The sequence below is a fragment of the Nocardioides caldifontis genome (assembly GCF_008087345.1).
Taxonomy (GTDB): domain Bacteria; phylum Actinomycetota; class Actinomycetes; order Propionibacteriales; family Nocardioidaceae; genus Marmoricola_A; species Marmoricola_A caldifontis.
Window position 1 is genome coordinate 60,773 of sequence record NZ_ML701736.1, and the last position, 22,560, is coordinate 83,332.

Annotated in this window: 19 protein-coding genes; 17 read left to right on the forward strand and 2 right to left on the reverse strand. The window is 69.3% G+C overall.

The features are described from left to right. Nucleotides 1–48: 48 nt before the first annotated feature. The 7 genes from FIP57_RS03170 to FIP57_RS03200 all read left to right on the forward strand — a co-directional run bounded on the left by FIP57_RS03170 (nucleotide 49) and on the right by FIP57_RS03200 (nucleotide 7,838). On the forward strand, nucleotides 49–1,701 hold the full coding sequence (locus tag FIP57_RS03170) for a PucR family transcriptional regulator (RefSeq protein ID WP_238993298.1): 1,653 nt from the start codon (nucleotides 49–51) through the stop codon (nucleotides 1,699–1,701). A 152-nt stretch (nucleotides 1,702–1,853) separates the two neighbouring features. After that, nucleotides 1,854–2,978 carry an ABC transporter substrate-binding protein gene (locus FIP57_RS03175; RefSeq protein ID WP_148571927.1) on the forward strand — a complete coding sequence of 375 codons (1,125 nt, stop codon included), beginning with the start codon at nucleotides 1,854–1,856 and terminating at the stop codon, nucleotides 2,976–2,978. Nucleotides 2,979–3,046: 68 nt separating this feature from the next. Further along, nucleotides 3,047–3,853 (forward strand): ABC transporter permease, encoded by an 807-nt coding sequence (locus FIP57_RS03180; protein ID WP_162529667.1) that lies wholly within the window; start codon nucleotides 3,047–3,049, stop codon nucleotides 3,851–3,853. Continuing rightward, nucleotides 3,853–4,689, forward strand: a complete 837-nt coding sequence (locus FIP57_RS03185) for an ABC transporter permease (RefSeq protein WP_148571931.1) — start codon at nucleotides 3,853–3,855, stop codon at nucleotides 4,687–4,689. Before FIP57_RS03180 ends, FIP57_RS03185 begins: the two co-directional genes overlap by 1 nt. Next, a complete protein-coding gene (locus FIP57_RS03190) occupies nucleotides 4,682–5,764 on the forward strand; it encodes an ABC transporter ATP-binding protein (RefSeq protein ID WP_148571933.1) in 1,083 nt (360 codons plus the stop codon). The genes FIP57_RS03185 and FIP57_RS03190 overlap by 8 nt, the downstream gene beginning before the upstream one ends. 27 nt (nucleotides 5,765–5,791) lie before the next feature. Then, a complete protein-coding gene (locus FIP57_RS03195; RefSeq protein WP_148571935.1) occupies nucleotides 5,792–6,205 on the forward strand; it encodes a VOC family protein in 414 nt (137 codons plus the stop codon). Between the two features lie 19 nt (nucleotides 6,206–6,224). Beyond that, nucleotides 6,225–7,838 (forward strand): PucR family transcriptional regulator, encoded by a 1,614-nt coding sequence (locus FIP57_RS03200; RefSeq protein ID WP_148571937.1) that lies wholly within the window; start codon nucleotides 6,225–6,227, stop codon nucleotides 7,836–7,838. Here FIP57_RS03200 and FIP57_RS03205 read toward each other — a convergent pair. Next, nucleotides 7,835–8,902, reverse strand: a complete 1,068-nt coding sequence (locus tag FIP57_RS03205) for a 3-isopropylmalate dehydrogenase (RefSeq protein WP_148571939.1) — start codon at nucleotides 8,900–8,902, stop codon at nucleotides 7,835–7,837. The two genes, FIP57_RS03200 and FIP57_RS03205, sit on opposite strands and share 4 nt — an antisense overlap. Nucleotides 8,903–9,126: 224 nt before the next feature. Here FIP57_RS03205 and FIP57_RS03210 point away from each other — a divergent pair, with 224 nt between their 5' ends. The 10 genes from FIP57_RS03210 to FIP57_RS03255 all read left to right on the forward strand — a co-directional run bounded on the left by FIP57_RS03210 (nucleotide 9,127) and on the right by FIP57_RS03255 (nucleotide 21,532). Continuing rightward, the gene (locus FIP57_RS03210; RefSeq protein ID WP_148571941.1) at nucleotides 9,127–9,915 is read left to right on the forward strand and encodes an SDR family NAD(P)-dependent oxidoreductase; all 789 of its coding nucleotides are present in this window, start codon (nucleotides 9,127–9,129) and stop codon (nucleotides 9,913–9,915) included. Nucleotides 9,916–9,920: 5 nt separating this feature from the next. Continuing rightward, on the forward strand, nucleotides 9,921–10,745 hold the full coding sequence (locus tag FIP57_RS03215; RefSeq protein ID WP_148571943.1) for a polysaccharide deacetylase family protein: 825 nt from the start codon (nucleotides 9,921–9,923) through the stop codon (nucleotides 10,743–10,745). Beyond that, nucleotides 10,742–11,923: a C45 family autoproteolytic acyltransferase/hydrolase gene (locus tag FIP57_RS03220; RefSeq protein WP_148571945.1), complete on the forward strand. Its 1,182-nt coding sequence runs from the start codon at nucleotides 10,742–10,744 to the stop codon at nucleotides 11,921–11,923. The genes FIP57_RS03215 and FIP57_RS03220 overlap by 4 nt, the downstream gene beginning before the upstream one ends. After that, the gene (locus FIP57_RS03225; RefSeq protein ID WP_148571947.1) at nucleotides 11,920–13,086 is read left to right on the forward strand and encodes an enolase C-terminal domain-like protein; all 1,167 of its coding nucleotides are present in this window, start codon (nucleotides 11,920–11,922) and stop codon (nucleotides 13,084–13,086) included. The genes FIP57_RS03220 and FIP57_RS03225 overlap by 4 nt, the downstream gene beginning before the upstream one ends. Next, a complete protein-coding gene (locus FIP57_RS03230; protein WP_148571949.1) occupies nucleotides 13,083–14,183 on the forward strand; it encodes a tartrate dehydrogenase in 1,101 nt (366 codons plus the stop codon). Before FIP57_RS03225 ends, FIP57_RS03230 begins: the two co-directional genes overlap by 4 nt. 160 nt (nucleotides 14,184–14,343) lie before the next feature. Beyond that, on the forward strand, nucleotides 14,344–17,481 hold the full coding sequence (locus FIP57_RS03235) for an Ig-like domain-containing protein (protein WP_148571951.1): 3,138 nt from the start codon (nucleotides 14,344–14,346) through the stop codon (nucleotides 17,479–17,481). A gap of 101 nt (nucleotides 17,482–17,582) precedes the next feature. Next, nucleotides 17,583–18,797 carry an acetyl-CoA C-acetyltransferase gene (locus tag FIP57_RS03240; protein ID WP_148571954.1) on the forward strand — a complete coding sequence of 405 codons (1,215 nt, stop codon included), beginning with the start codon at nucleotides 17,583–17,585 and terminating at the stop codon, nucleotides 18,795–18,797. 128 nt (nucleotides 18,798–18,925) lie between these two features. Then, a complete protein-coding gene (locus FIP57_RS03245; RefSeq protein ID WP_162529668.1) occupies nucleotides 18,926–19,864 on the forward strand; it encodes a transporter substrate-binding domain-containing protein in 939 nt (312 codons plus the stop codon). Continuing rightward, on the forward strand, nucleotides 19,861–20,775 hold the full coding sequence (locus tag FIP57_RS03250; RefSeq protein WP_148571958.1) for an amino acid ABC transporter permease: 915 nt from the start codon (nucleotides 19,861–19,863) through the stop codon (nucleotides 20,773–20,775). The genes FIP57_RS03245 and FIP57_RS03250 overlap by 4 nt, the downstream gene beginning before the upstream one ends. Continuing rightward, nucleotides 20,768–21,532, forward strand: a complete 765-nt coding sequence (locus tag FIP57_RS03255; protein ID WP_148571960.1) for an amino acid ABC transporter ATP-binding protein — start codon at nucleotides 20,768–20,770, stop codon at nucleotides 21,530–21,532. Before FIP57_RS03250 ends, FIP57_RS03255 begins: the two co-directional genes overlap by 8 nt. Before the next feature lie 8 nt (nucleotides 21,533–21,540). Here the strand turns inward: FIP57_RS03255 and FIP57_RS03260 are convergent, their stop codons facing one another. After that, complete coding sequence (locus FIP57_RS03260; protein ID WP_148571962.1) at nucleotides 21,541–22,497, reverse strand: asparaginase; 957 nt, start codon at nucleotides 22,495–22,497, stop codon at nucleotides 21,541–21,543. Between the last annotated feature and the right edge of the window lie 63 nt (nucleotides 22,498–22,560).

Genomic DNA, 22,560 nt, shown 5'->3' on the forward strand with positions numbered 1-22,560 from the left:
TCCGACCGTCAGCCCACCGAGCGCCCGTGCCACACTCACGCCGTGGCCATGGCACTACGGGAGGTGCTCGACCTGCCGGTTCTCAGACGAGCCAGCCCTATCGTCGTGGCCGGCGCAGACCGGCTGGACAATGCGGTCCGCTGGCTCCACGTCTCTGAGCAGGTGGACGTTGCAACCTTCCTCTCCGGCGGAGAGCTGCTGCTGACTACCGGGATGCTGCTGGGCCACGACCTAGACCTGCAAGAGCGGTTCGTCACGCGCCTGGCCGAAGCGGGAGTCGCCGGTGTTGCGGTCCGCCTCGGGGGCGCGCTTCATGACGTGCCGTCCCTCATGCGCGAACGTGCCGATCAACTGGGGGTGCCGCTCGTCGTCTTGCGGCACCGCATCGCGTTTGCCGACGTCATGGAAGAGGTCCACCGAGCGCTCGTGGGCGAGCAGGCCACGCTGCTACGTCGTGCCGCCGACCTCCGGAACGAGTTCAACGACCTGGTGCTGCAGGAACGCAGCGTCGAGGAGGTGATCGATCGGCTCGTGGAGCTGGTCGGGGGGAGCGTTGTCGTCGAGGATGCGGCCCGCCGGCCCCTGCACGCGGCGGGGAACCTCGGTCGGGAACTGGACCCTGACTTCTGGAGGCGGCACTCACGGGTGGGGCACGCAGACGATCCGGCGCCGCTCACGGTGTCCATCGTCGAGGAGGACGGAGGCTGTGTCTGGGTGCCGTTGCAGATGCGGCAGGAGGAGCCCTGGGGTCGGCTCCACCTGCTTCGTGCCGGGCCTCCTTTCGACGAGCTGGACCGGATGGCTGTCGAGCGCGCCGCTACCGCCGTGGTGCTCTCGGCGAGCTCTGCTCGCACGACGGTCCTCGGGCAACCGGCGGCAGACGCCTTGTTCAGCGACCTCATCGATCACGGTCGCGGCGGCGCCGAGCGGTTCAGGCGACGGGCACGGAGCCACGGCTTCTCACTCGACGCAGCGACGGCTGTGCAGGCTCTGGCCATGACACGCGTCGCAGGCGCCCGGTGCGCCGCGACGTCCGCGGACGAGACTTCACCGAGCCGGGCCCTCGAGGCTGCGGCCAGGTCGTTGCCCGGCGACGAGGAGCGGCTGACGGGCTGGTACGGCGACACGCTGGTCGTTCTCACGGCCGACCCAGCCTCGGGCGACATCACATTTCTGGACGATCTCGAGGGGGCCCTCGGTCAGAGGATCGGCGTCGGGATCAGCGACATTCTCCCCAACGGATCTGCCCGTGAGGCGGTACTGCAGGCGTTGGAGGCCTCGCGGGTAGCGGTCCAGCCGCTCGCCGGCTCGCGGCTGCGGCGCTTCGGTGACCTGGGCCTCGACGGGCTTCTCTCTTCCGCGGGAAGTGACCCTGCCCTGGCCCGTTTCGTCGAGGGCGAGCTCGGTCCTCTGCTCGCGTGGGACGCCTCTCGAGTAGACGGGGAAAGAGCCACCGCCGAAAGACCACTCCTGCCCGTGCTCGACGCCCTCCTGCGCGCGAACGGTCGAGTGGCTCGCGCCGCGGCGGAGCTCGGCGTGGACCGCCGTACGCTGGCGTCCCGGGTGCGGGTGCTCGAGGAGCTCCTTGACGCAGACCTCGAGTCCTACGACTGTCGGCTCCGGCTGGGCGTCGCCCTCCGCTCCCTCCGGATGCTGGAGACGCACGACATGCCGCAGGGGGGCCAGCCGCCTACGACGTGACCGCGGTCACGAACGTGACGCGGCGGGCGGGCACCTGTCACACCTGGGTCATCTCGGGCAGGTCGAGTCACAGGTACGGTTCCGGCGGAACCGACGACCGGCGCCCTTCGGAAGGGCGAGACGCTGGGGCGTCGCGCGGGAGAGGAGAGCTCGTGACGGGTGCACAAAGGCGAATGGTCAACCGGCGGTCCGTCCTCCTGGGAGGGCTGGCGGCAGCGGCCACCATGGGGCTGGCGGCGTGCGGAGACGACACCAAGACGGCGGCCGCAGGGAAGAGCGCGAAGGCGACTGTGAAGCCGAAGCCCGACGGCGACCTCACCTGGTTCAGCTGGGCCGACTATGTGGCACCCGAGGTCGTCGAGGGCTTCGAGAAGGAGTATGGCGTCAAGGTCACCTTTGACGCCTTCGACTCCGACGACACCATGCTGCAGAAGCTCGCCGCGGGGCTGCCGTACGACCTGGTGACCACCAACAGCGCCTACATGTACCGTGCGATCCAAGGTGGGCTGCTCCTTCCTCTCGAGATCTCGGCCCTCAAGAACGGCGGCGAGATCCTCCCGTACTTCGAGAAGCCGGCCTACGACAACGGTGATCAGCTCCACTCCGTGCCCTACAGCGGTGGACCGACCGGGATCGTGTACCGGACCGACCAGCTCACCGGGACCGAGTCGTGGGACGACCTCTGGGAGCTGGGCGAGGACGGCAAGGTGTTCGTCCTCGACTACGTGGAGGATGCGATCGGCGCGTCCTTGCTCCGGCTCGGCTACGACCTCAACTCCGCCGACGCGGCTGAGGTCGAGGAGGCCACCAACGAACTCGTCGCGCTGAAGCCGCGACTCGGCGGGATCTCGAACGACACGCGCAACAACATGAGCACCGGCAACGCCTATATCCACCAGGCATGGTCCACCGACGCATACGCGGTGATGACCGACGGCAAGTACGCCGACAAGATCGCCTTTCAACAGACCACCGAGGACGGCGTGCCGTTCGGCATGGATCTGTTGTCGATCGGCGCGAACGCCAAGGCGCCGGGAACTGCGATGGCGATGATCGACTGGCTGCTCCGTCCGGAGAACCAGGAGAAGAACGTCACCTACATCGGTCAGCTCGCCGGCACCCGGACCGGTGACGAGGTCTACCGCGACGTCGTCAAGGACATCCCGAGCCTGCAGGTCCCCGAGAACTTCTACGAGACGGCTCAGTGGCGCGACTCGTTGGAGGGCGAGCGCCTCCAGCTCTGGACCCAGAGCTGGAACCGGTTCAAGGCTTCCTGACCGGTCTTGACATGACGAGGCGTGACGGGAGGGGACTCTGGGCCGCGATGCTGGCGCCGAGCTCCCTCGTGCTGCTCCTGCTCTTCCTGGCCCCCTTGGCCATGCTGGCGGCGTACTCGTTCGGCACCGTCGACGTCCTCGGCCGGCCTCAGCTGGGCTTCACCCTGGACAACTACGAGCAGGCGGTTCAGGGATACAACCTGGCGATCGTGGCCCGTACGGTCTGGTACGCCGCCGCGGCGACCGCGATCTGTCTGGTGCTCGGCTACACGGTCGCGTACACCGCGGCTCGGTTCGCGGGCCGGTTCAGTGCGCTCCTGGTTGCGCTGGTAGTGGTTCCCTGGCTGGTCAGCTACGTGGTGCGCATCTACGCGTGGAAGCAGCTGCTCGGTGACGACGGCATCGTCAACAGCGCCATCGGGATGTTCGGGGTCACCCCGGTCAGCTGGATCGGGACGCCGTACGCAGTGATCGGTGGTCTTGTCTACAGCTATCTACCGCTGATGATTCTCCCGCTCTACGCCTCGCTGAAGGACATGGACCCTTCGCTCATCGATGCCGGCAAGGACCTCTTCGGGACGCCACGCAAGACGTTCTGGTTCGTGACCCTGCCATCGACCCGCACCGGTGTGATCGGTGGTTGCATGCTCGTGTTCCTACCGGCACTAGGTGACTTCGCCACGGCTCAGTTCCTCGGCGGCGCCCAGACCACGATGGTGGGGAACATCGTTGCTGACCAGTTCGTGGCGTCAGGTCAGCAGACCTTCGGAGCCGCGCTGTCGATGGGTCTCGTGCTGCTGCTGGTCGTCACCGTCCTTCTGGGCTCACTGCTGAACCGGCGTCGCCGGGGTCGTCTGTCGGACGTGGTGGTGTGATGGGCACGCGTCGTGCGGCATTCGATCGCCCGCGGACCCTCTGGGGTGTCACCGCGCTGGTGTTGGCCCTGCTCTACCTGCCCCTGGGTGTGGTCTTCCTCTACTCGTTCAACAGCAGCAGCTCGTTGGTGCAGTTCGACGGGTTCAGCTTCCAGTGGTACCGGGCCGTGCTCGACAACGGTCAGATGCTCGACTCCCTGAGGGTCAGCGTCGAGGTCGCGGTCGTGACCACGGTCGTCTCCGTGGTGCTCGGGACGCTGCTGTCCTTCGGCGTCGTGCGGGGGATGGCGGCGCTGGGGCGGCCTGTGCAGGCGTCGGTGCTCCTGAGGGTGGTCACGCCCGAGACTGCTACCGGGGTCGCACTGCTGCTGATGTTCACGCAGCTGGGGGTGACGCTCTCCCGCGTCACACTGGTCCTTGCCCACGTCTCGCTGTGCATCGCCTTCGTCGCCGTGGTGATCACGAGCCGGTTGTCCCAGCTCAACCATGAGGTCGAGGAAGCCGCGATGGACCTGGGGGCGACCCGACTGCAGTCCGTGTGGCTGGTCGCGATCCCTGCCCTCCGACCGGCCATCGTCAGTTCAGCCCTGCTGTCCTTCGTGCTCAGCTTCGACAACTTCATCACCTCGTTCTTCACGTCCGGCATCGGAGTTCCGCCCCTGCCGGTGCGCATCTACTCGATGATCCGCTACGGCGTCTCCCCGGAGGTCAATGCCATCGGTGCCTGCATGTTGGTGATCACGGTGCTCGTGATCGTCCTCGCGATGCTCGTGGCCCGGCTCGGCGGGCGCAGGCGCACGCCCGATTTCCGTCAGGAGGACGCGACCATTGTCTGAGTCGCCCACCGTCCAGCTCGTCGACGTCTCCAAGCGGTACGGCGACGCTGCTGCGGTTGACCACGTCGACCTCGACATCGCCACCGGGGAGTTCTTCTCGCTGCTGGGTCCCTCGGGGTGTGGCAAGACGACAACCCTGCGGATGCTTGCCGGGTTCATCGTCCCGGACGAAGGAGCTGTGCTCCTGGACGGCACGGACGTGACCGACGTGCCGCCGTACCGACGCGACGTGAACACCGTCTTCCAGAGCTACGCATTGTTCGACCACCTGACCGTCGCCGACAACATCGCCTTCGGGCTGAAGCGGCGCGGGGTGAAGAAGCAGGAGATCCGCCGAAGGGTCGGTGAGGGGCTGGAACTGGTCGACCTTCTGCCGCGAGCCGGGGCCAGGGTCAAGGAGCTTTCCGGCGGGCAGTGCCAGCGGGTCGCACTTGCGAGGGCGCTGGTCAACCGTCCGAAGGTGCTGCTCCTCGACGAGCCGCTCGGTGCACTGGACCTCAAGCTGCGCCGGCAGATGCAGAGTGAGCTCAAGCGCATCCAGCGGGAAGTAGGGATCACGTTCGTGTACGTGACCCACGACCAAGAGGAGGCGCTCACGATGTCCGACCGGATCGGCGTCATGAACCACGGCCGGTTAGAACAGGTGGACGCCCCGGAACAGCTCTACGAGGCTCCGTCGACCGCTTTCGTGGCCGGGTTCATCGGCAACACCAACCTGCTCCGGGGTCGGCGCAGTGGCGACATGGTGATTCTGGAAGGAGGGACCAAGGTGCCTGTCGGAGCCCGGGTCGCCTCGGACGCCATCGACCGCGTGCTGGTCTCGGTGCGTCCCGAGAAGGTGCAGCTGGGCGCAGCTCCGGAGGCGGGCGACGTGGTGGCGTTCACCGGGCGGGTCACCGAAGCGGTCTATCTCGGAGCGTCCACCAGGTACAGCGTCCGTTGTGACGATGGCCTGCTCGTGACCTCCGACCAGCCGCATGCAGCCGGTGCTGAAGATCGTGCACATGTCGTGGGGGCACCGGTCACGGTGGGCTGGCGCCCACAGGACTCCGTGGTGCTCGCGGACTCCGACTGATACCGAGAAGACAGGAAGGATTGCACTGTGGGCCTGCTGATTGGCATGGACAACCACGACATCGTCTGCGAGGACGTGCAGAGGATGTATGACTTCTACGTGGGCACTCTCGGCATGCAACCGGCATATCCGTTCGTGCCCGAAGACGAGTGGTTCGCCGCCTCTGCCGGTTCCACGACCTTGTACTTCTTCAAGGGCACTGGAGCTCATCCGCCGAGGTTCTCGCACGACACCGGGCAGAATCCGCCGGGCATCGAGTCGTTGAGCTTCCTCGTCGAGGACATCCATAAAGCGGTCGCCGCGCTCGACGGCAAGGTCGAGTGGGCCGCTCCTGCGGAGAAGTGGGAGCACCCCAACGGCGCCTGGTTCCACTACCGGTTCTTCTACGATCCTGAGGGGAACAAGATGGCGGTCAGCGAGGCACATCCGGTCCGCCCCTGAGCATCCGGAGGAGACGGGCATGGTCCTACCGGTCGGTCCGACCGAGCCGATGACCGTGCTGTCCGTGCTCGAGGACCCGGTGGTGCGCCGCGGAGGCCCCGAGGTCCTCGCCGGCGGGGACAACCTCCTGCGACGGGTGCGTTGGGTGCACGTCTCGGACCAGCCCGACATCGCGGCGTACCTCCGCGGCGGGGAGGTGCTGCTGACCAGCGGGACCGGGCTACCTCCCGGTGCCGAGGCGCTGCGCCGCTACGTCGCCAGCCTGGCGCAGGTAGGTGTCGCGGCGCTGGTGGTCCGAAACGAGGGATTCCGGACGTTGCCGGAGCCGATGGTTGCGGAAGCCGGCGCCCGGGGACTGCCCCTGGTTCGGCTGAACCACAGGATCGGTTTCGCAGAAGTGACCCGGGCGTTGCACGGCCGGCTCCTCGACGCCGAACTGTCGTTCCTCCGGCGCGCAGACCTATTGCGTAACGAGCTGATGAGCCTGTTGGTGTCCGAGGCGCCACTGATCGAGCTCGTCGAGGTCATCGCCAGGTCGCTGGACCGAGGGGTGATCGTGGAGGATGCGTCGGGCCGGGTGGTCGCATTGCGCTGGCCAGGACATGATGAGGACGCCCTCCTTGAGCTCTGGGAACGCCGCTCTGGGGGCTCCGCAGGCCAGGTGGTCGGAGGCTCGTCGGTGCACGCGGAACCCGGCATGTGCTGGAGCCCGCTCATGGCTCGTGGCGCACCATGGGGCAGGATCCTCGCCCTCGACTACGGACCGATGCCGACTGAGGACGCGGCCGGGCTCCTCGAGGTCGGAGCAGTGGTCCTCAACCTCGCTGTCACGCGGGAGCCAGGGAGCAAGGTCATCGCACAGGCGCACGACGAGCTGTTGGAGCAGCTGTTCGACGCCGACAGCACCTGCGAATCGCGAGTACGCCGCCGCGCTGCGAGCCTTGGCGTCGCGCTGGCCGATGCGCCTCTGGTCGGCTTCGCGATCCGTCGCCGACGTGGCTCCGCGGCCGGCCTGCGCAGCCGCGTGGAGCAGCTCTTCCGCTCCACGAGTTCGCCTGCCTTGGTCGGAGTGCACGAGGAGCAGGTTCTCGGGCTGCTGCAGGTCGATGATGCCGAGCACCGGTTGCGTCACGTGGTGGCCGAGCTCGACGCGACCGACCCGGACAAGAGCTGGACCTCTCGACGCCCCGTCGTGGCCGGTGTCAGCACCCGGTTGCCGGTCGCGGCTGTCAGCCGGGCACTGCGCCAGGCTGTTGCGGCCGCTGAGCATGCCTCAGCCGGCTCCGGGGGCGTCGTGGTGCACCGCTACGGCGACCTCGGGTTGTTCCGTCTCCTCGCCCATCTGGGCGCTGAGGGACGGCTCGCGGGTTACGTCCGTGCCCAGCTCGGGCCGCTGCTGGACCACGACCGTGAAGGTCGCTCGCCACTGGTCGAGACCTTGCGCTCCTACCTCGAGCACAACGGTCGGGCCACCGAGACCGCGCAAGCGCTTTACATCGAGCGACGGACCGTCTACCACCGGCTGCGCGCCGTGGAAGAGCTGCTCGGGTGCGACCTGGGTGATCACGATGCCCGGCTCCAGGTCGGCGTCGCCCTGGCGGGGCTCGAGGTCCTCGAACGACAGACGACCTAGGAGCGACCGTCCGCCAGGAGAGCCAGGATCGCGTCGCCGGCGGCCTCGGTGCCCGCACGGCCCCCGACGTCGACCGTGCGGGTGGCGGGATCGAGCAGGGACATGGCGATGGCAGCCCGCACCCGGTCACCCCATTCCCGGTGCCCCAAGTGGTCCAGCATCAGTGCGGTGCTGGCAATCGAACCGACGGGATTCACCACCCCGGCTCCGCGGATGTCAGGCGCTGAGCCATGGATCGGCTCGAAGGTCGACGGGAATCGGCGGTCGGGATTGAGGCTGGCGCTGGGCGCCATACCCATGCCACCGATCAGAGCGGCACCAAGGTCGGTGAGAATGTCGGCGAACAGGTTGGACGCGACCACGACCTGGAACCGGCGCGGGTCACGGACCATGAACATCGCCGCTGCGTCGACCAGCAGCTCCTCGGTCTCGACGTCGGGATAGTCCGCTGCGACGTCTGCGAACACCTCGTCCCACAGCGCGCCGGAGTACTGGAGAGAGTTCGCCTTGCTGACGCTCGTCAGTCGCTTTCCTTCTGCTCGCGCCAGCTCGAAGGCCCAACGGATCACCCGTTCGGTGCCGAACCGCGAGAAGCTCGCTGTCTGCAGGGCCACCTCGCGGTCAGTGCCGGGGTAGAGCCGGTCACCGAGACCGGCGTACTCGCCTTCGGTGCCCTCGCGGACGAAGGTCATGTCGATGTCGCCGACCCCCCACCGGGAGAGCTCGCTGCGCACACCGGGCAGCAGGCGGAGCGGACGCAGGTTGACGAACTGGTCGAATCCGAACCGGAGCCGAAGAAGCAGGTCCCGCAGCGTCACGTAGTCCTTGACCTTCGGTGAGCCCACGGCGCCGAAGAGGATCGCATCGTGGTCGCGGATCAGGTCCAACCCATCCTGAGGCATCATTTCGCCGGTCGTCAGGTAGTGCTCCGTGCCCCACGGAAGCTCGGTGAACTCGAAGGAGACCGCGGGGTCCTGGGACGCCACCAAGTCGAGGACGCGACATGACTGCGCCACGACTTCTGGGCCGACGCCGTCGCCGGCGATCACTGCGATGCGGTGCACCCGTCCTCCTTCTGAACACGACAACCCGAGCCACTTTCGACGCCTGCGCCGACGTTACGCAGAGCCGCTCGTCCACGCCCGGTTGCCCGTGTGACGAATGCCCGGGACTCGTGTCCCGGTTGTGACATGGAGGCAGCCGCCTCGCATGGTTAGCCTCCCTGTGGCTGTTGTGAGCACATGCGACGACCTGGGTCGGGCGGCGAGGAGCGTGAGGGAGCGTGCGTATGAAGGGCAAGATCGCTGTGGTGACGGGCGCCGGCCGAGGCAACGGCCGAGCAATCGCCTCACGGCTGGCGGCGGAGGGCGCCACCGTGGTCGTCGGTGACCTAGACGAGGGTGCCGTCAAGGAGCTCGCAGCGGAGGCGGATGCAGCTGGCGCCGGGAAGATCGTGGCGATGCGTTGCGACGTCTCCCAGGAGGATGACGTCGAAGCTCTGTTCGCCGAGGCAGAGCGGCTCGGGGGCCCGCACGCCGTGGTCGCGCAGGCAGGCGCGATCCTCGAGGCCACCTTGGAGGAGACGACCCCTGAGCAGTGGGACCGGTTCTTGTCGGTCGACCTCCGCGGCACGTACCTGTGCGCCCGTGCCGCCATCCCGCGGATGCGCGCGCTCGGCGGCGGCTCGATCGTCAACATGTCAGGCACCTATGCCTACCTGCCGGAACGCGGAGTGGCGGTGCAAGCCGCTGCAAAGGGGGCCATCATGAGCCTTACCCGGGCTCTCGCTGTCGAGCTCGGACCAGACAGGATCCGCGTCAACTGCATCGTCCCCGGCTACATCGAGACCCCGATGGTGGCTCACTGGGCTGACAAGCACCCTGACCCGGCCGCTGTCCGCGCCGCGGCGGGAGGGCTCCACTCACTCCGTCGTATGGGGACGCCGGAGGAGATCGCCGCGATGGCGTTGTTCCTCTGCTCCGACGAGTCCTCGTTCTCGACTGGTCACCCCTACCACGTGGACGGTGGTCTGGCCGCCGGTATGAACTACACCGGCAACCGGCCCGAGGACGCCTGAGCGCGATGGGGCCGACGACCGCAGATGTCGCGTTCACGTTCGACTTCGACGCCGACGAGGTGTGGTTGGGCGAGGACCCGGGCAACGCCCGGTTGCCTGTGGTCCTGTCTCAAGGTGAGTACGGCGCACGAGTCGGCCTAGGAGCCGTGCTCGAGGTTCTGCGACGCACTGCCGTGGTGGCTACCTTTTTCGTTCCCGGACGCGTGGCGGAGCGCTACCCCGGTCATGTGGACCGCATCCTCGAGGCTGGCCACGAGGTCGCGCACCACGGGTACACGCACCGCTCACCTGCGACGCTGTCACCGGACGAGGAGCGCCTCGAGCTGGAGCGGAGCATCGAGGCGCTCGACCGCCACGGTGTCGCGCCGCACGGTTACCGCGCCCCTTCCTGGGAGCTCACCGACCAGTCACTGCGTCTCCTCGAAGAGGCCGGATTCGGCTACTCCTCGAACTTCATGACCGACATCCGTCCCTACCGGCACGAAGGACACGACCTGGTCGAGCTCCCGGTGCACTGGGCGCTCGACGACGCCGCCCACTTCTGGTTCTCCGGGGACACCTGGGAGAAGAAGATCTCGACCAACAGTGAAGCCGAGGAGATCTTCCTGGCGGAGGCCGACGGCATCACTGCGATGGGCGGCTGCTGTGTCTACACCTTCCACCCACAGATCATCGGCCGACCGGGCAGGTTGGCGCTCTTGGAGCGGCTGGTGGTAGCGGCCCAAGAGGACCGCCGAACCAGGATCGCTCCGTTGGGCGTGCTGGCCGTGGAGGCCAGGGACGTCTTTGCCGCCGAAGGTGCAGTTCCAGTGCAGGAGCCACACAGATGACCGAGCGCAGGTATCCACGGATCCGGGTCTCCGGAGCCGCCTACGAACGCGGGGAGCAGTACGGGCGTGCGGCCCGCGATCGCGTGCTCCGCAGCAAGCAGGGCTATGAGAGGGCGTTCGCGCATGCTGCCGGATGGAGCTGGGACCACGCCGTGGAAGCGGCAGGCGCGATGGTCTCCGCCGTGCGGAGCGCGTTCCCGACGTACGTGGAGGAGATGCAGGGGATCGCGGACGGGGCCGGACTCTCGTTCGAGGACGTGTTCGCGATGAACGCACGCACCGAGGTCATGTGGGCCGCCACTGTCCGACAGAGCGACCAACTGCGTGGTGCCCTCGCTCGAGAGTGCAGCTCATTCGCGCTAACTCCTGAACGCACGGCCTCCGGGCACACCTACGTCGGACAGACGTGGGACTGGCTGGTGCAGGGCTTCGAGACGGTGGTCGTGCTCGAGGTGGAGCAGGATGAGGGTCCGAACTTCGTGACCGTCGTGGAGGCCGGCCTGCTCGCCAAGTCGAGCCTGAACTCCTCCGGTCTCGGTGTTTGCGTCAACACACTGGTCACGTCGGAGGACCGCGGTGAGACGGGCGTTCCGTTCCATGTGCTGATCAGGGCTCTGGCCGATTGCCACTCCGTCACCGACGCGGTCTACGTCCTCTCCAAGAACCGGCGCGCGTCGTCGGGCAACTTCATGATCGGCCACGTGGACGGCACGGTGCTCAACCTGGAGACGTCTCCTGGTGACGCGCGGGGTGTCACCCCCCAGCTGCCCGACCGAGGAGCGCTCGTCCACACCAACCACTTCGTCGATCCCCCGGGGTACGGCACGGAGCTGGCTTCCTATGCGATGGCCGACAGCTATGTCCGGCTGCAACGCGTGCGCACGTCGATCATGGAAGACCCGTCGCCGGCGACGGTCTCGTCGCTGCACGAGGCGATGTGCGACCACGCGGACTACCCAGCGTCGGTGTGCTGCCACCCCGACGCACGCGAGGACGACGCGGAGCAGTGGGCCACCGTGATGGCAGTCGTGATGGACCTCGACGAGCGGACCCTCCACCTCAGTGAAGGCAATCCGTGTGAGGCGCCGCCGGCGCCAATGACCTTCGGCGACCTCCTGCACAAGGAGTCGCCGCTCGTTGCGCTGCAGCGCCAGCGGGGCGAGGAGGCGAAACGATGAGGATCGTTGACATCAAGGAGATGTCCGTGGGCATCTCCTCGTCGATGCGCAACGCGGTCATCGACTTCTCGGAGATGACGGTGTCGGTCGTCGCGATGGTCAGTGACGCGGTGGTCGACGGTGAACCGCTCGTCGGCTACGGCTTCAACTCCAACGGGCGCTATGCCCCGAGCGAAGTGATCCGCCGCCGGTTGGCGCCGCGCGTCCTTGCCGCCGATCCCGACGAGCTGCTCGACCCGGCGGGGCTCCTCGAGCCGGCGCAGGTCGCGGCTGCCGCGATGCGCAACGAGAAGCCAGGCGGGCACGGCGAGCGTGCCGTCGCCGCCGGGGTTCTCGACATGGCTGCCTGGGACCTCCGGGCCAAGCTCGAGAACCGGCCGTTGTGGCGGACGATCGCCGACCGGGTCGGCAACGATGACGCGCGGCCCGCGGTGCCCGTGTACGCCGCCGGCGGTTACTACCACCCTCGAGGTGGCACCTCGGCGCTCGTCGACGAGCTGTCGGGGTACCTCGCGCTGGGGTACACCGACGTCAAGATGAAGATCGGCGGAGCCGACCTGGCCACCGACGTGGCTCGGATCGAGGCGGTGCTCGCTGCGCTTCCCGAGGGCGGCACGTTGGCCGTCGATGCCAACGGCAGGTTCGACCTCCGACGGGCCGTGGAAGTCGGAGGCGCTCTCGAGTCCTACGACCTTCGCTGGTACGAAGAGCCCTGCGATCCCCTGGACTACGCGGCCATGGCAGCGCTTGCCGACGTCTACGAGGGGCCGCTGGCCACGGGCGAGAACCTACTGTCCTCCCAGGACGCCTTGAACCTTCTCCGCCACGGAGGGATGCGCCCCGGCCACGACGTCCTCCAGATGGACCCAGTGCTGTCGTACGGACTCGTGGACTATCTCCGCACCGCGCGGCACCTCACCCGCCATGGCTGGAGTCTCGGCGACTGCTGGCCCCACGGAGGCCATCAGTTCAACCTCCACATCGCCGCGGGGCTGGGACTCGGCGGCATCGAGTCCTACCCGGGGCTCTTCGAGCCCTTCGGCGGCTTCGCGGACGACGAGCCGGTTCACGAAGGCATCGTGACGGTCGGCGACGGTCCCGGCATCGGCTTCGAACGAGCCGCCCGGCTCGAGCCAGTGCTCGACAAGGTGCGAACCTCATGACGACAGGACGGGATCCAGCCGTGACACGACGCTTCCAGATCGCATGCATCCCCGGTGACGGCGTGGGCCCCGAGGTCGTCAATGCCGGTCGCGCGGTGCTGGACGCGCTGGCAGCCGAGTCCGGAGGAGAGTTCGCCTTCGACTGGACCTCGTTCGACTGGGGGAGCGAGTACTACCAGCGTCACGGGCAGATGATGCCCGACGACGGTCTGGAACGGCTCCGCGAGCACGACGCGATCTATTTCGGTGCGGTGGGCTGGGAGAACGTTCCCGACCACGTCAGCCTCTGGGGGTTGCGTCTCCGGATCTGTCAGGGGCTCGACCAGTGGGCCAACATCCGACCGGTGCGGTTCCTCCCCGGCGTGACAAGCCCGCTGCGGGTGGCGGACACGGCCGAGCTCGACTGGCTGGTGGTGCGGGAAAACAGTGAGGGGGAGTACGCCGGCCTCGGAGGTCGTAACCTGTCCGGTCGCGGCCCCGGTGGGGAGGTCGCCCTCCAGTCTTCCCTGTTCACCGAGGTCGGTTGCGAGCGGATCATACGGTTCGCGTTCGAGCAGGCCCGGATGCGGTCACGACCCAAGGTCACGAGCGTGACGAAGAGCAACGCGCAGCAGTACGGCATGGTGCTGTGGGACGAGGTCTTCGCCCGCGTCGCGGCCGATTACCCCGACGTGGAGAGCGACAGCTGCCTGGTCGACGCCATGGCTGCCCGCTTCGTGCTGGCACCCGAGGAGCTGTCGGTCGTGGTGGCGTCGAACCTGAACGCCGACATCCTCTCCGACCTCGGCAGTGCCTTGGCAGGGAGCCTGGGCTTGGCCGCCAGCGCCAACTTGAACCCGGAGCGGCGGACCCCGAGCATGTTCGAGCCGGTCCACGGCTCGGCCCCGGACATCGCCGGCCGGGGCATCGCCAACCCGATCGGCGCGATCGAGAGCGCAGCGTTGATGGCAGAACACCTCGGACTCGGAGACGTGGGACGCCGGGTTCGTGCGGCCGTCGAGGCCACGACTGCGAGCGGAGTTCTGCCGCGCGATCTCGGTGGAGGTGCGGATACGCAGGTGGTCACCAAGGCGGTGGTGGCGAACCTGGCGGACTGACGCAGCACACATCGGGCGGGCTGTCAGCCGAACGGCGCAGGTCGGGACCACCGTCCCGATCTGCGCCGCTCGTCGCTTTTCCCTCAACGTCGGCTCCGGGCGGTCGATCCATTTCCTTGGCTCGTCCAAGATTTTGCGCACCCCACCCCTGGAGCTTCTTTTGCCCTCGCCTGCTCGCAAACCGCTCGCCCTCGCGGCGATCGCGGCGACCACCCTGTCCGCGCTCTCCTTGATGCCGTCCGCGTACGCCGCGACGGCTGCAGAGCTCGCCCCCGTGATCCTCAACAACCCCTCGTACGTCACCGGGTCGCACCTGCTCGACCCCTCGGCCGGCCAGTCGACGATGGTGGCGACCACGCCGATCGCTGGGTTCCCGCGCGACGGCGGGTCCTTCGCGATCCTCTCGACCGGCAAGGCGGCCGACGCCTACAAGGCGAACTCGTCCGGCGACCTCGGCACCCAATTCGGCGGCAAGTCCCGCGGCACCGGGAACGACCAGGACGTCACGGTCCTCCGGATCGACCTGAACGTTCCGGCCGGCGTGAACTGCTTGACCGGCGTCGACTTCCGGTTCTTCTCCGAGGAGTTCCCGGAGTACGTCAACCAGGGCTACAACGACGCGTTCATCGCCGAGCTGGACACCAGCACCTGGACGGCGCAGGGCGACACGATCAACGCTCCGAACAACTTCGCGTTCGACAGCCAGGGCAACGTGATCAGCATCAACGCCTCCGGTGCGGCCACGATGACCGCGGGGAACGCGGCAGGCACGACGTACGACGGCGGCAGCGACCTGCTCACCGCAGCGACGCCGATCACCCCGGGCGCGCACAGCCTCTACCTGTCGATCTTCGACCAGGGCGACGACGCCTACGACTCGACCGTCTTCATCGACAACATGCGGTTCGGCAAGGTGGCCAACGTCGCGACCGACTGCAAGCCGGGCGCCCAGGCGGCCTCCGACGAGCCGGTCGAGGAGGCTCCCGAGCCGACCCACGTCACGGCCGGCCCGATCGCCCACACCGACGAGTTCGGCACGATCGACGACACGTACACGATCCCGGCGACCACCGGCGTCACCTACCTCGTCGACGGCGAGCCGAAGGCCCCCGGCACCTACGCGGGCACGGGCACCGTGACCGTCGTGGCGCAGCCGGCGGACGACACCTTCGTGATCGACGGCGAGACCTCCTTCGAGATCACCTTCACCGCGGACCGGGCGAGCGACCGGAGCACCAGCGGCGTGGGCCGCGCCGAGCAGTCGGTCACCGTGCCGCTGCCCACCGAGGGCACCGTGCACCTCGTCGACGGCGACGGCCACTCCGTGAACGCGCTGTCGACCCCTGCCGGTGAGTACACCGTGGAGCCCACGTCCGGGAAGATCACCTTCCTGCCGGCCGTCGGTTTCAGCGGCGACGCGCAGGTCACCTTCCGGGTCACCGAGCGCGACGGAACGCCCTCCACCGCGACGTACACCGCGACCGTCACCAAGCCCGCCGGGCCGACCGCGGCGCCCCTGACCAGCCACGCCGGCATCGGCGTGACCCAGACCGTCGAGGTCGACGGCGAGGACCTCACGCTCCTCGACGGCGAGGGCACCCCGACCGACGAGGTCGAGGTCGACGGCGAGGGCACCTACGCCCTCGGGGAGGGGACCCTCTCGTTCACCCCCGAGACCTGCTTCTCCGGCGTGGCCACCCCCGCCGAGTACCAGGTGACCGACAGCTACGAGCAGAGCAGCACCTCGACGTACACCCCGACCGTCGACGCCCCCGCGGCACCCCAGCCGCAGGAGCTGAGCTCCGAGGGCACCGGCACCGAGGTGCAGCACGCCACCGCCGACGTCCCCGAGTGCGGCCGTCTCGCGCTGGTCGACACCGAGGGCGACGAGGTCCTCGAGGTCGCCCGCGACGGCGAGGGCAGCTACGTCCTCGACCCGGCCACCGGCCCGATCACCTTCACCCCGGTGTTCGGCTACTCCGGCGTCCCGGCGCCGGTCGAGCTCGCCGAGCACGACGGCCACGGCAACCGCGTCGTGGGCTCGTACGCCGTCACGGTGCACGCACCGGCCGCCGTGGTCCCCGACGTGCTGACCTCGACCGGTGTCGGCGCCCAGCCGCAGAGCCGCTCGGTCACCCTCCGCACCGGTGACGTGCTCACCCTCCTCGACGGCGACGCCGAGGTCGGCGAGGTCGTGGTGCGCGGGCAGGGCACCTACCTGATCGACCCGGCCACCGGCACGATCAGCTTCGTCCCCGCTCCGGGCTTCCACGGCCAGGCGACCCCGGTGACCTACCAGGTCACCGACGCCTACGGTCAGCGCAGCTCCGCGACGTTCACCCCGACCGTCGAGCTCCCCGCGGCCCCGGCTCCCACGCCGGTCCGCAGCAACGGCCCGCAGCAGAGCCCGCAGCAGGTCCAGCTCGACGTCCCGGCCGGCGGCTCGGTCAAGCTCCTCGACAACACGGGCGCGACCAAGCGACGCGTCGTGGTGAAGGGCCAGGGCGTCTACGAGCTCGACGCGGCCACCGCGACGATCACCTTCACACCGCGCAAGGGGTTCCACGGCAAGGCGCAGCCGGTCACCTTCGCGGTGACCGACGGTTACGGCCAGGTGTCGAAGGCGTCCTACCGCGCGATCGTCGCCCAGGCCACCTCGGTGCACCTGACCGCCCCGAAGCAGGTGCGCACCACCACGACGCTGCCCACCACGTGCCGCGTCACCGCCGGCAAGGCGAAGCGCTGCTCGGTCACCGCCTACGCCTCGGTCAACGGCACCCGCACGGTGGTCGGCAAGGGCAGCGTGAAGGTGCGGACCGCAGCGAAGCGCGTCTCCGTCCCGGTCCGGCTCAACACCGTCGGCCGTTCGCTGGCCGCCCAGCCGGGCGGGTTCAAGGTGGAGCTCGCCTCCGTCACCCGCACCGTCGACGGTCGCGACTACGCCGCCGACGCGCGGTCCCTCGCGGTCGCCCCGACGATGCAGCTGCGCCCCCTCTACTTCGCCACCGACTCGGCCGTGCTGAGCAAGGCGGACCGGCGGTACCTGCTCCAGGTGCGTCGCCAGCTCGGCGGCGTGGCGCGGATCGTGTGCACCGGCTTCGCCGACGCCCGCTCCACGGTGGACTACAACGCGCGGCTCGGCATGGCCCGGGCGCAGGCGGTGTGCGAGGTCCTGGCCCACGGCGTCCGCGCCAAGGTCGCCAAGGTCAGCCGTGGTGAGACCCGGCCGGCGGGCGACAACGCCACCGAGCGCGGCCGTGCGCTCAACCGGCGGGTCGAGGTCACGCTGAAGTACTGATCCGCGGCACGTACCGGAGGAGCTCACGCCACGCGTGGGCTCCTCCGGTCGTTTCGGACGCGGCGCAGCCCGCACCACCCGGCCACCTAGGATCCCTGCGCATGGACGACGTGGTCATCTGTGCGCCCCTCCGGACCCCGGTCGGCCGCTTCGGCGGCGCGTTGTCGTCGTTGAGCGCGGCCGACCTCGCCTCCCAGCTGCTCCGCGAGCTGGTACGCCGCACGGGGCTCGGCGAGGGCGACGTGGACGACGTGGTGCTCGGCCAGGGGTACCCGAACGGTGAGTCGCCGGCCATCGGTCGCATCGCGGCCCTCGACGCCGGGCTCGGCACCGGCGTCCCCGGGCTCCAGGTGGACCGGCGTTGCGGCTCCGGACTGCAGGCGGTCCTCCAGGCCGCCGCGCAGGTGGCCACCGGCGGCGCACGGCTGGTGGTCGCCGGCGGCACGGAATCGATGTCGAACGTGGAGCACTACGCGCTGGGGCTGCGGACCGGCGTGCGCAGCGGGGGCGTCGAGCTGGTGGACCGGCTGTCGCGGGCCCGCGAGACCGCGGGCGGCTGTCACCACCCGGTTCCCGGCGGGATGCTGGAGACCGCCGAGAACCTCCGCCGTGACTACGGCATCACCCGCGAGGCTCAGGACGAGCTGGCGTTGCGCTCGCAGCAGCGCGCCGTCGCCGCCCACGACAGGGGTCGCTTCGCCGACGAGCTCGTGCCGGTGACCGTCTCCGGCCGGCGCGGGAAGCCGGACGTCGTCGTCGACCGCGACGAGCACCCCCGTCCGGGCACGACGCTCGAGGAGCTCACGGCACTCCCGCCGGTGCGCCGCAAGGTCGACCCGGAGTCCACCGTCACCGCCGGCAACGCCAGCGGGCAGAACGACGGCGCGGCGATGTGCGTCGTGACCACTCGGGCAGAAGCCGAGCGACGTGGGCTCGAGCCGCTCCTCGCGCTGCGGTCGTGGGCGGTCGCCGGCGTCGGCCCGGAGACCATGGGGATCGGTCCGGTCCCGGCCACCGCCGCGGCGCTCGAGCGCGCGGGGCTGACCCTCGACGACGTCGACCTGGTCGAGCTCAACGAGGCCTTCGCCGCGCAGGTCCTCGCCGTCCTGCAGGAGTGGAAGCTCGACCCCACCGACGAGCGGCTCAACCCCAACGGCTCCGGGATCTCGCTGGGCCACCCCGTCGGCGCGACCGGCGCGAGGATCCTGGCCACGTTGGCGCACGAGGTGCGGCGGCGCGGGAGCCGGTACGCCGTGGAGACGATGTGCATCGGCGGCGGCCAGGGGCTCGCCGCGGTCTTCGAGCGCGTGGTCTGACCGCCCGCTCCTGGTCACAACGGAACGGTCACGAGGCCGTCCGTCCCTTCACAGGACGGTGCCTCCCGTGCAAGGGTCCCGGTCACCCGTCGTACTCCACGACGGGGAGGCCACGCGAAGGAGCCCACGTGCACGTCCGTCGTCTCGCACCGCTCGCCCTGCTCACGGTCCTCGGGCTGCTCGCCGCCTGCGGCGACGCCGAGCCGGAATCCGGCAGCGGAGGCGGCGGTGGCGGTGGGTCGAGTGCCGACCCTGCAGGTGGCACGGTCTGCGAGACGACCGACGCCGAGGGCGACCTGCTCGCCCAGATCTGCGACAAGGGCGTGCTCACCGTGTCGACCGACGCGGCCTACCCGCCCCAGTCGAGGTACGTCCCCAAGGAAGACAAGTGGGAGGGGTTCGACATCGACGTCGCGACCGAGATCGCGAACCGGCTCGGCGTCGACATCGCCTGGGAGACCCCGTCCTGGGACGTGATCACCGCCGGTGGCTGGAACGGCCGGTGGGACCTCAGTGTCGGCTCGATGACACCGACGAACGACCGGCAGGAGGTCCTGCACTTCACCGAGCCGTACTACTTCACGCCCTCGGTGGTCCTGGTCCACGAGGACAACAGCACCATCCAGGACCTCGAGAACGACCTCGACGGCAAGACGATCGGCGTCTGCGCCGGCTGCACCTACGAGCAGTTCCTCGACAAGAGCCTGGACATCCAGGGGTTCGAGTTCGACTTCGTCGTCGACGACGCGACGATCAAGGGCTACGACACCGACACGACCGCGCTGCAGGACCTCGCGCTCGGTGACGGCACCCGTCTCGACGCCGCGATGACGTCGCTGACCGTCGCTCAGGGCTACGTCGACGAGGGCAACCCGGTGAAGATCGTCGGCGACCCGCTGTTCTACGAGCCGCTGTCCGTCGCGATCGACAAGAGCGCCGACCTCGACCCGGCGTCACTGGTCGAGGCGACCGACCAGATCGTCCAGGAGATGCACGAGGACGGCACGCTCACCGGCTTCTCCGAGAACTGGTTCGGCGGCACGGACCTCACCAAGCAGCAGCAGTGACCTCCTGGGGCGACCGGCGCGAGCGGGTCGCGCTGGCCTCCGCGTCGGTGCCGTTCCGGCTCAAGGTCGCGATCGTCTGGGCCTGCATCTTCGCCCTGCTCGTCGGCTTCTTCGCGCTCGCGGCCTACGACACGGAGTGGATGGGCGAGAACTTCGAGTTCATCCTCAGCGGCGTCCGCTACACGTTGCTGATGGCGTTCGGCGGCATCGTGATCGCGGTGGTCCTGGCCACCCTGGGCGCGCTCGCGCGGATCTCGCGCAACCCGGTGGCGTACGGCGTGGCCGGGTTCTACGTCTCGTTCTTCCGCGGCACCCCGCTGATCGTGCAGATGTTCCTGATCTACCTCGCGCTCCCGCAGGTGGCCGGGAACCTCGTCGACCGCTACCCGTGGATCGGCACCAACGTCGAGCAGCGGCTGATCCTCAGCGTCGCGGTCGCCGGCACCCTCGCGCTCGGGTTGAACTACGGCGCCTACATGACCGAGATCTTCCGCGCCGGCATCCAGTCGGTCGCCCAGGGCCAGGGGGAGGCGGCCGACGCGCTCGGGATGAGGTACTGGACCAAGATGCGCCGCGTCGTGCTCCCGCAGGCGCTCCGGGTGATCATCCCGCCGACCGGCAACGAGTTCATCGCGATGATGAAGGACACCGCGCTGATCTCCTTCCTGGGCACGACCGCCGCCAGCGCGGAGATGTTCCGGCGGGCGCAGCTCGTCGGCAAGGCGGACTTCAAGAACCTCGAGGCCTACGTCATGGTCGCGGCGATGTACTGGGCGCTCACCGTCCTCTTCTCCTTCTTCCAGCAGCGGCTCGAGGCGCGGATGGCCACCGGCTACGTGCGGGAGGCCGCCCGGGTGGAGGGTGCCGGACGCTGGTTCGGCGGCCGCGACCGAGGAGGCCTCGGTGCGTGACGTCGTCGTCCGCGTCCGCGGGCTCTCCAAGACGTACGGGCGGCACCAGGTGCTGCGCGACGTCGACCTCGACCTGCACAAGGGCGAGGTGATCGTGATCTTCGGCAGGTCGGGGTCCGGCAAGTCGACGTTGCTGCGCTGCGTGAACTTCCTCGAGGACCCGACCGCCGGGACCGTCGAGATCGGCGACCAGAAGCTCGGCGGCGGCCACCGCACACGCCGCAAGCGCGAGCAGATCCGGCAGCTGAGGCTGCGGGTCGGGATGGTCTTCCAGCAGTTCAACCTCTTCCCGCACATGACCGCGCTGGAGAACGTCATGTCGGGGCCGCTCGGCACGGGCCGGCCGAGCACGGCCGAGCGTGCCCAGATCCGGGCGAGGGCCGAGGCGCTCCTCGCCGAGGTGGGGCTGGCGGACAAGGCCGACCAGCACCCGATCCGGCTCTCCGGCGGCCAGCAGCAACGCGTGGCGATCGCCAGGGCGCTCGCGATGCAGCCGGAGGTGATGCTCTTCGACGAGCCGACCTCCGCCCTCGACCCCGAGCTCACCGGGGAGGTGCTCGGGGTGATGAAGCGGCTCGCCACCGAGCACCACATGCCGATGCTCGTGGTCACCCACGAGATGGGGTTCGCCCGCGAGGTCGCCGACCGGATGGCGTTCTTCCACGAGGGCGTGATCCTGGAGGAGGCGACGCCGGAGGAGATGTTCGGCGGAGCGCGGAAGCCGGAGACCCGGCAGTTCCTCGACGCGATCCTCTGATCGTCCGGTCAGAACGCCGGCTGCACGGCGCCGACGGGCTCCCCACCGCCGTACAGCAGGGAGCGGCCGGTCGCGGCGAGCGCCTCGGCGTCGACCCCGGGCAGCTCGTCGACCCCCAGCCGCTGCAGGGCTGCGGCCATCACGACCGGCCGGGCGCGGTCCGAGCCGTCCTCGACCTTGCACGCCACCGCGCGGCCGTCGGGGAGCGCCACGACGTAGCACGCCTCCGCGCCCAGCTTCGCGATCGCTCCCGGCACCGCGCGGAGCAGGGCGGCCTCGTCGCGACGGGTGCCGGAGACCAGCTCGGGGTGGGTGCGGATCGCGTCGGCGACCGCCCGCTCCGGGCCGGTGCCCGCTACCGCGAGGGCCTGGAACGCATGCGCCAGCCCGGTCAGCGTCGTCGGGAGCAGGGGAGCACCGCAGCCGTCGACAAGGACGGTGTCGACCACGATCCCCGTCAGCTCCTCCACTGCTTCACGCACCGCCTGCTGCAACGGGTGGTCGGGGTGCAGGTAGCCGTCGAGGGGCCAGTCGTTGACGACGCAGGTGGCGAGCATCGCGGCGTGCTTCCCCGAGCAGTTCATCCCGATCCGGCTCGGTGTGCGGCCGCCCCGCACCCAGGCGTCGCGCTCCTCGCGGTCGAACGGCCAGTCCTCGGTGTTGCCCAGGGCGTCCTCGCCGAGCCCGGCGCCGGCCAGCACCCGGCGTACCGCGTCGAGGTGGAGCTGCTCGCCGGAGTGCGAGGCGCACGCGATCGCCAGCAGCTCGCCCTCCAGCGGCAGCCCGTGGCGCAGCATCGCCACCGCCTGGAGCGGCTTGAGGCAGGAGCGCGGGAGCATCGGCGCGTCGAGGTCGCCGAGGGCCCACTCCACCGAGCCGTCGGCCGCCAGTGCGACGACGGAGCCGCGGTGCCGGCCCTCCACGAACCCGCTGCGGACGACCTCGGCGAGCACGGGGGACGACATGCCCGCGAGTGTGCCAGGCGGTGCCGAACGTCCCGATCCGCCCTACCATGCGAGGAAGCCGGC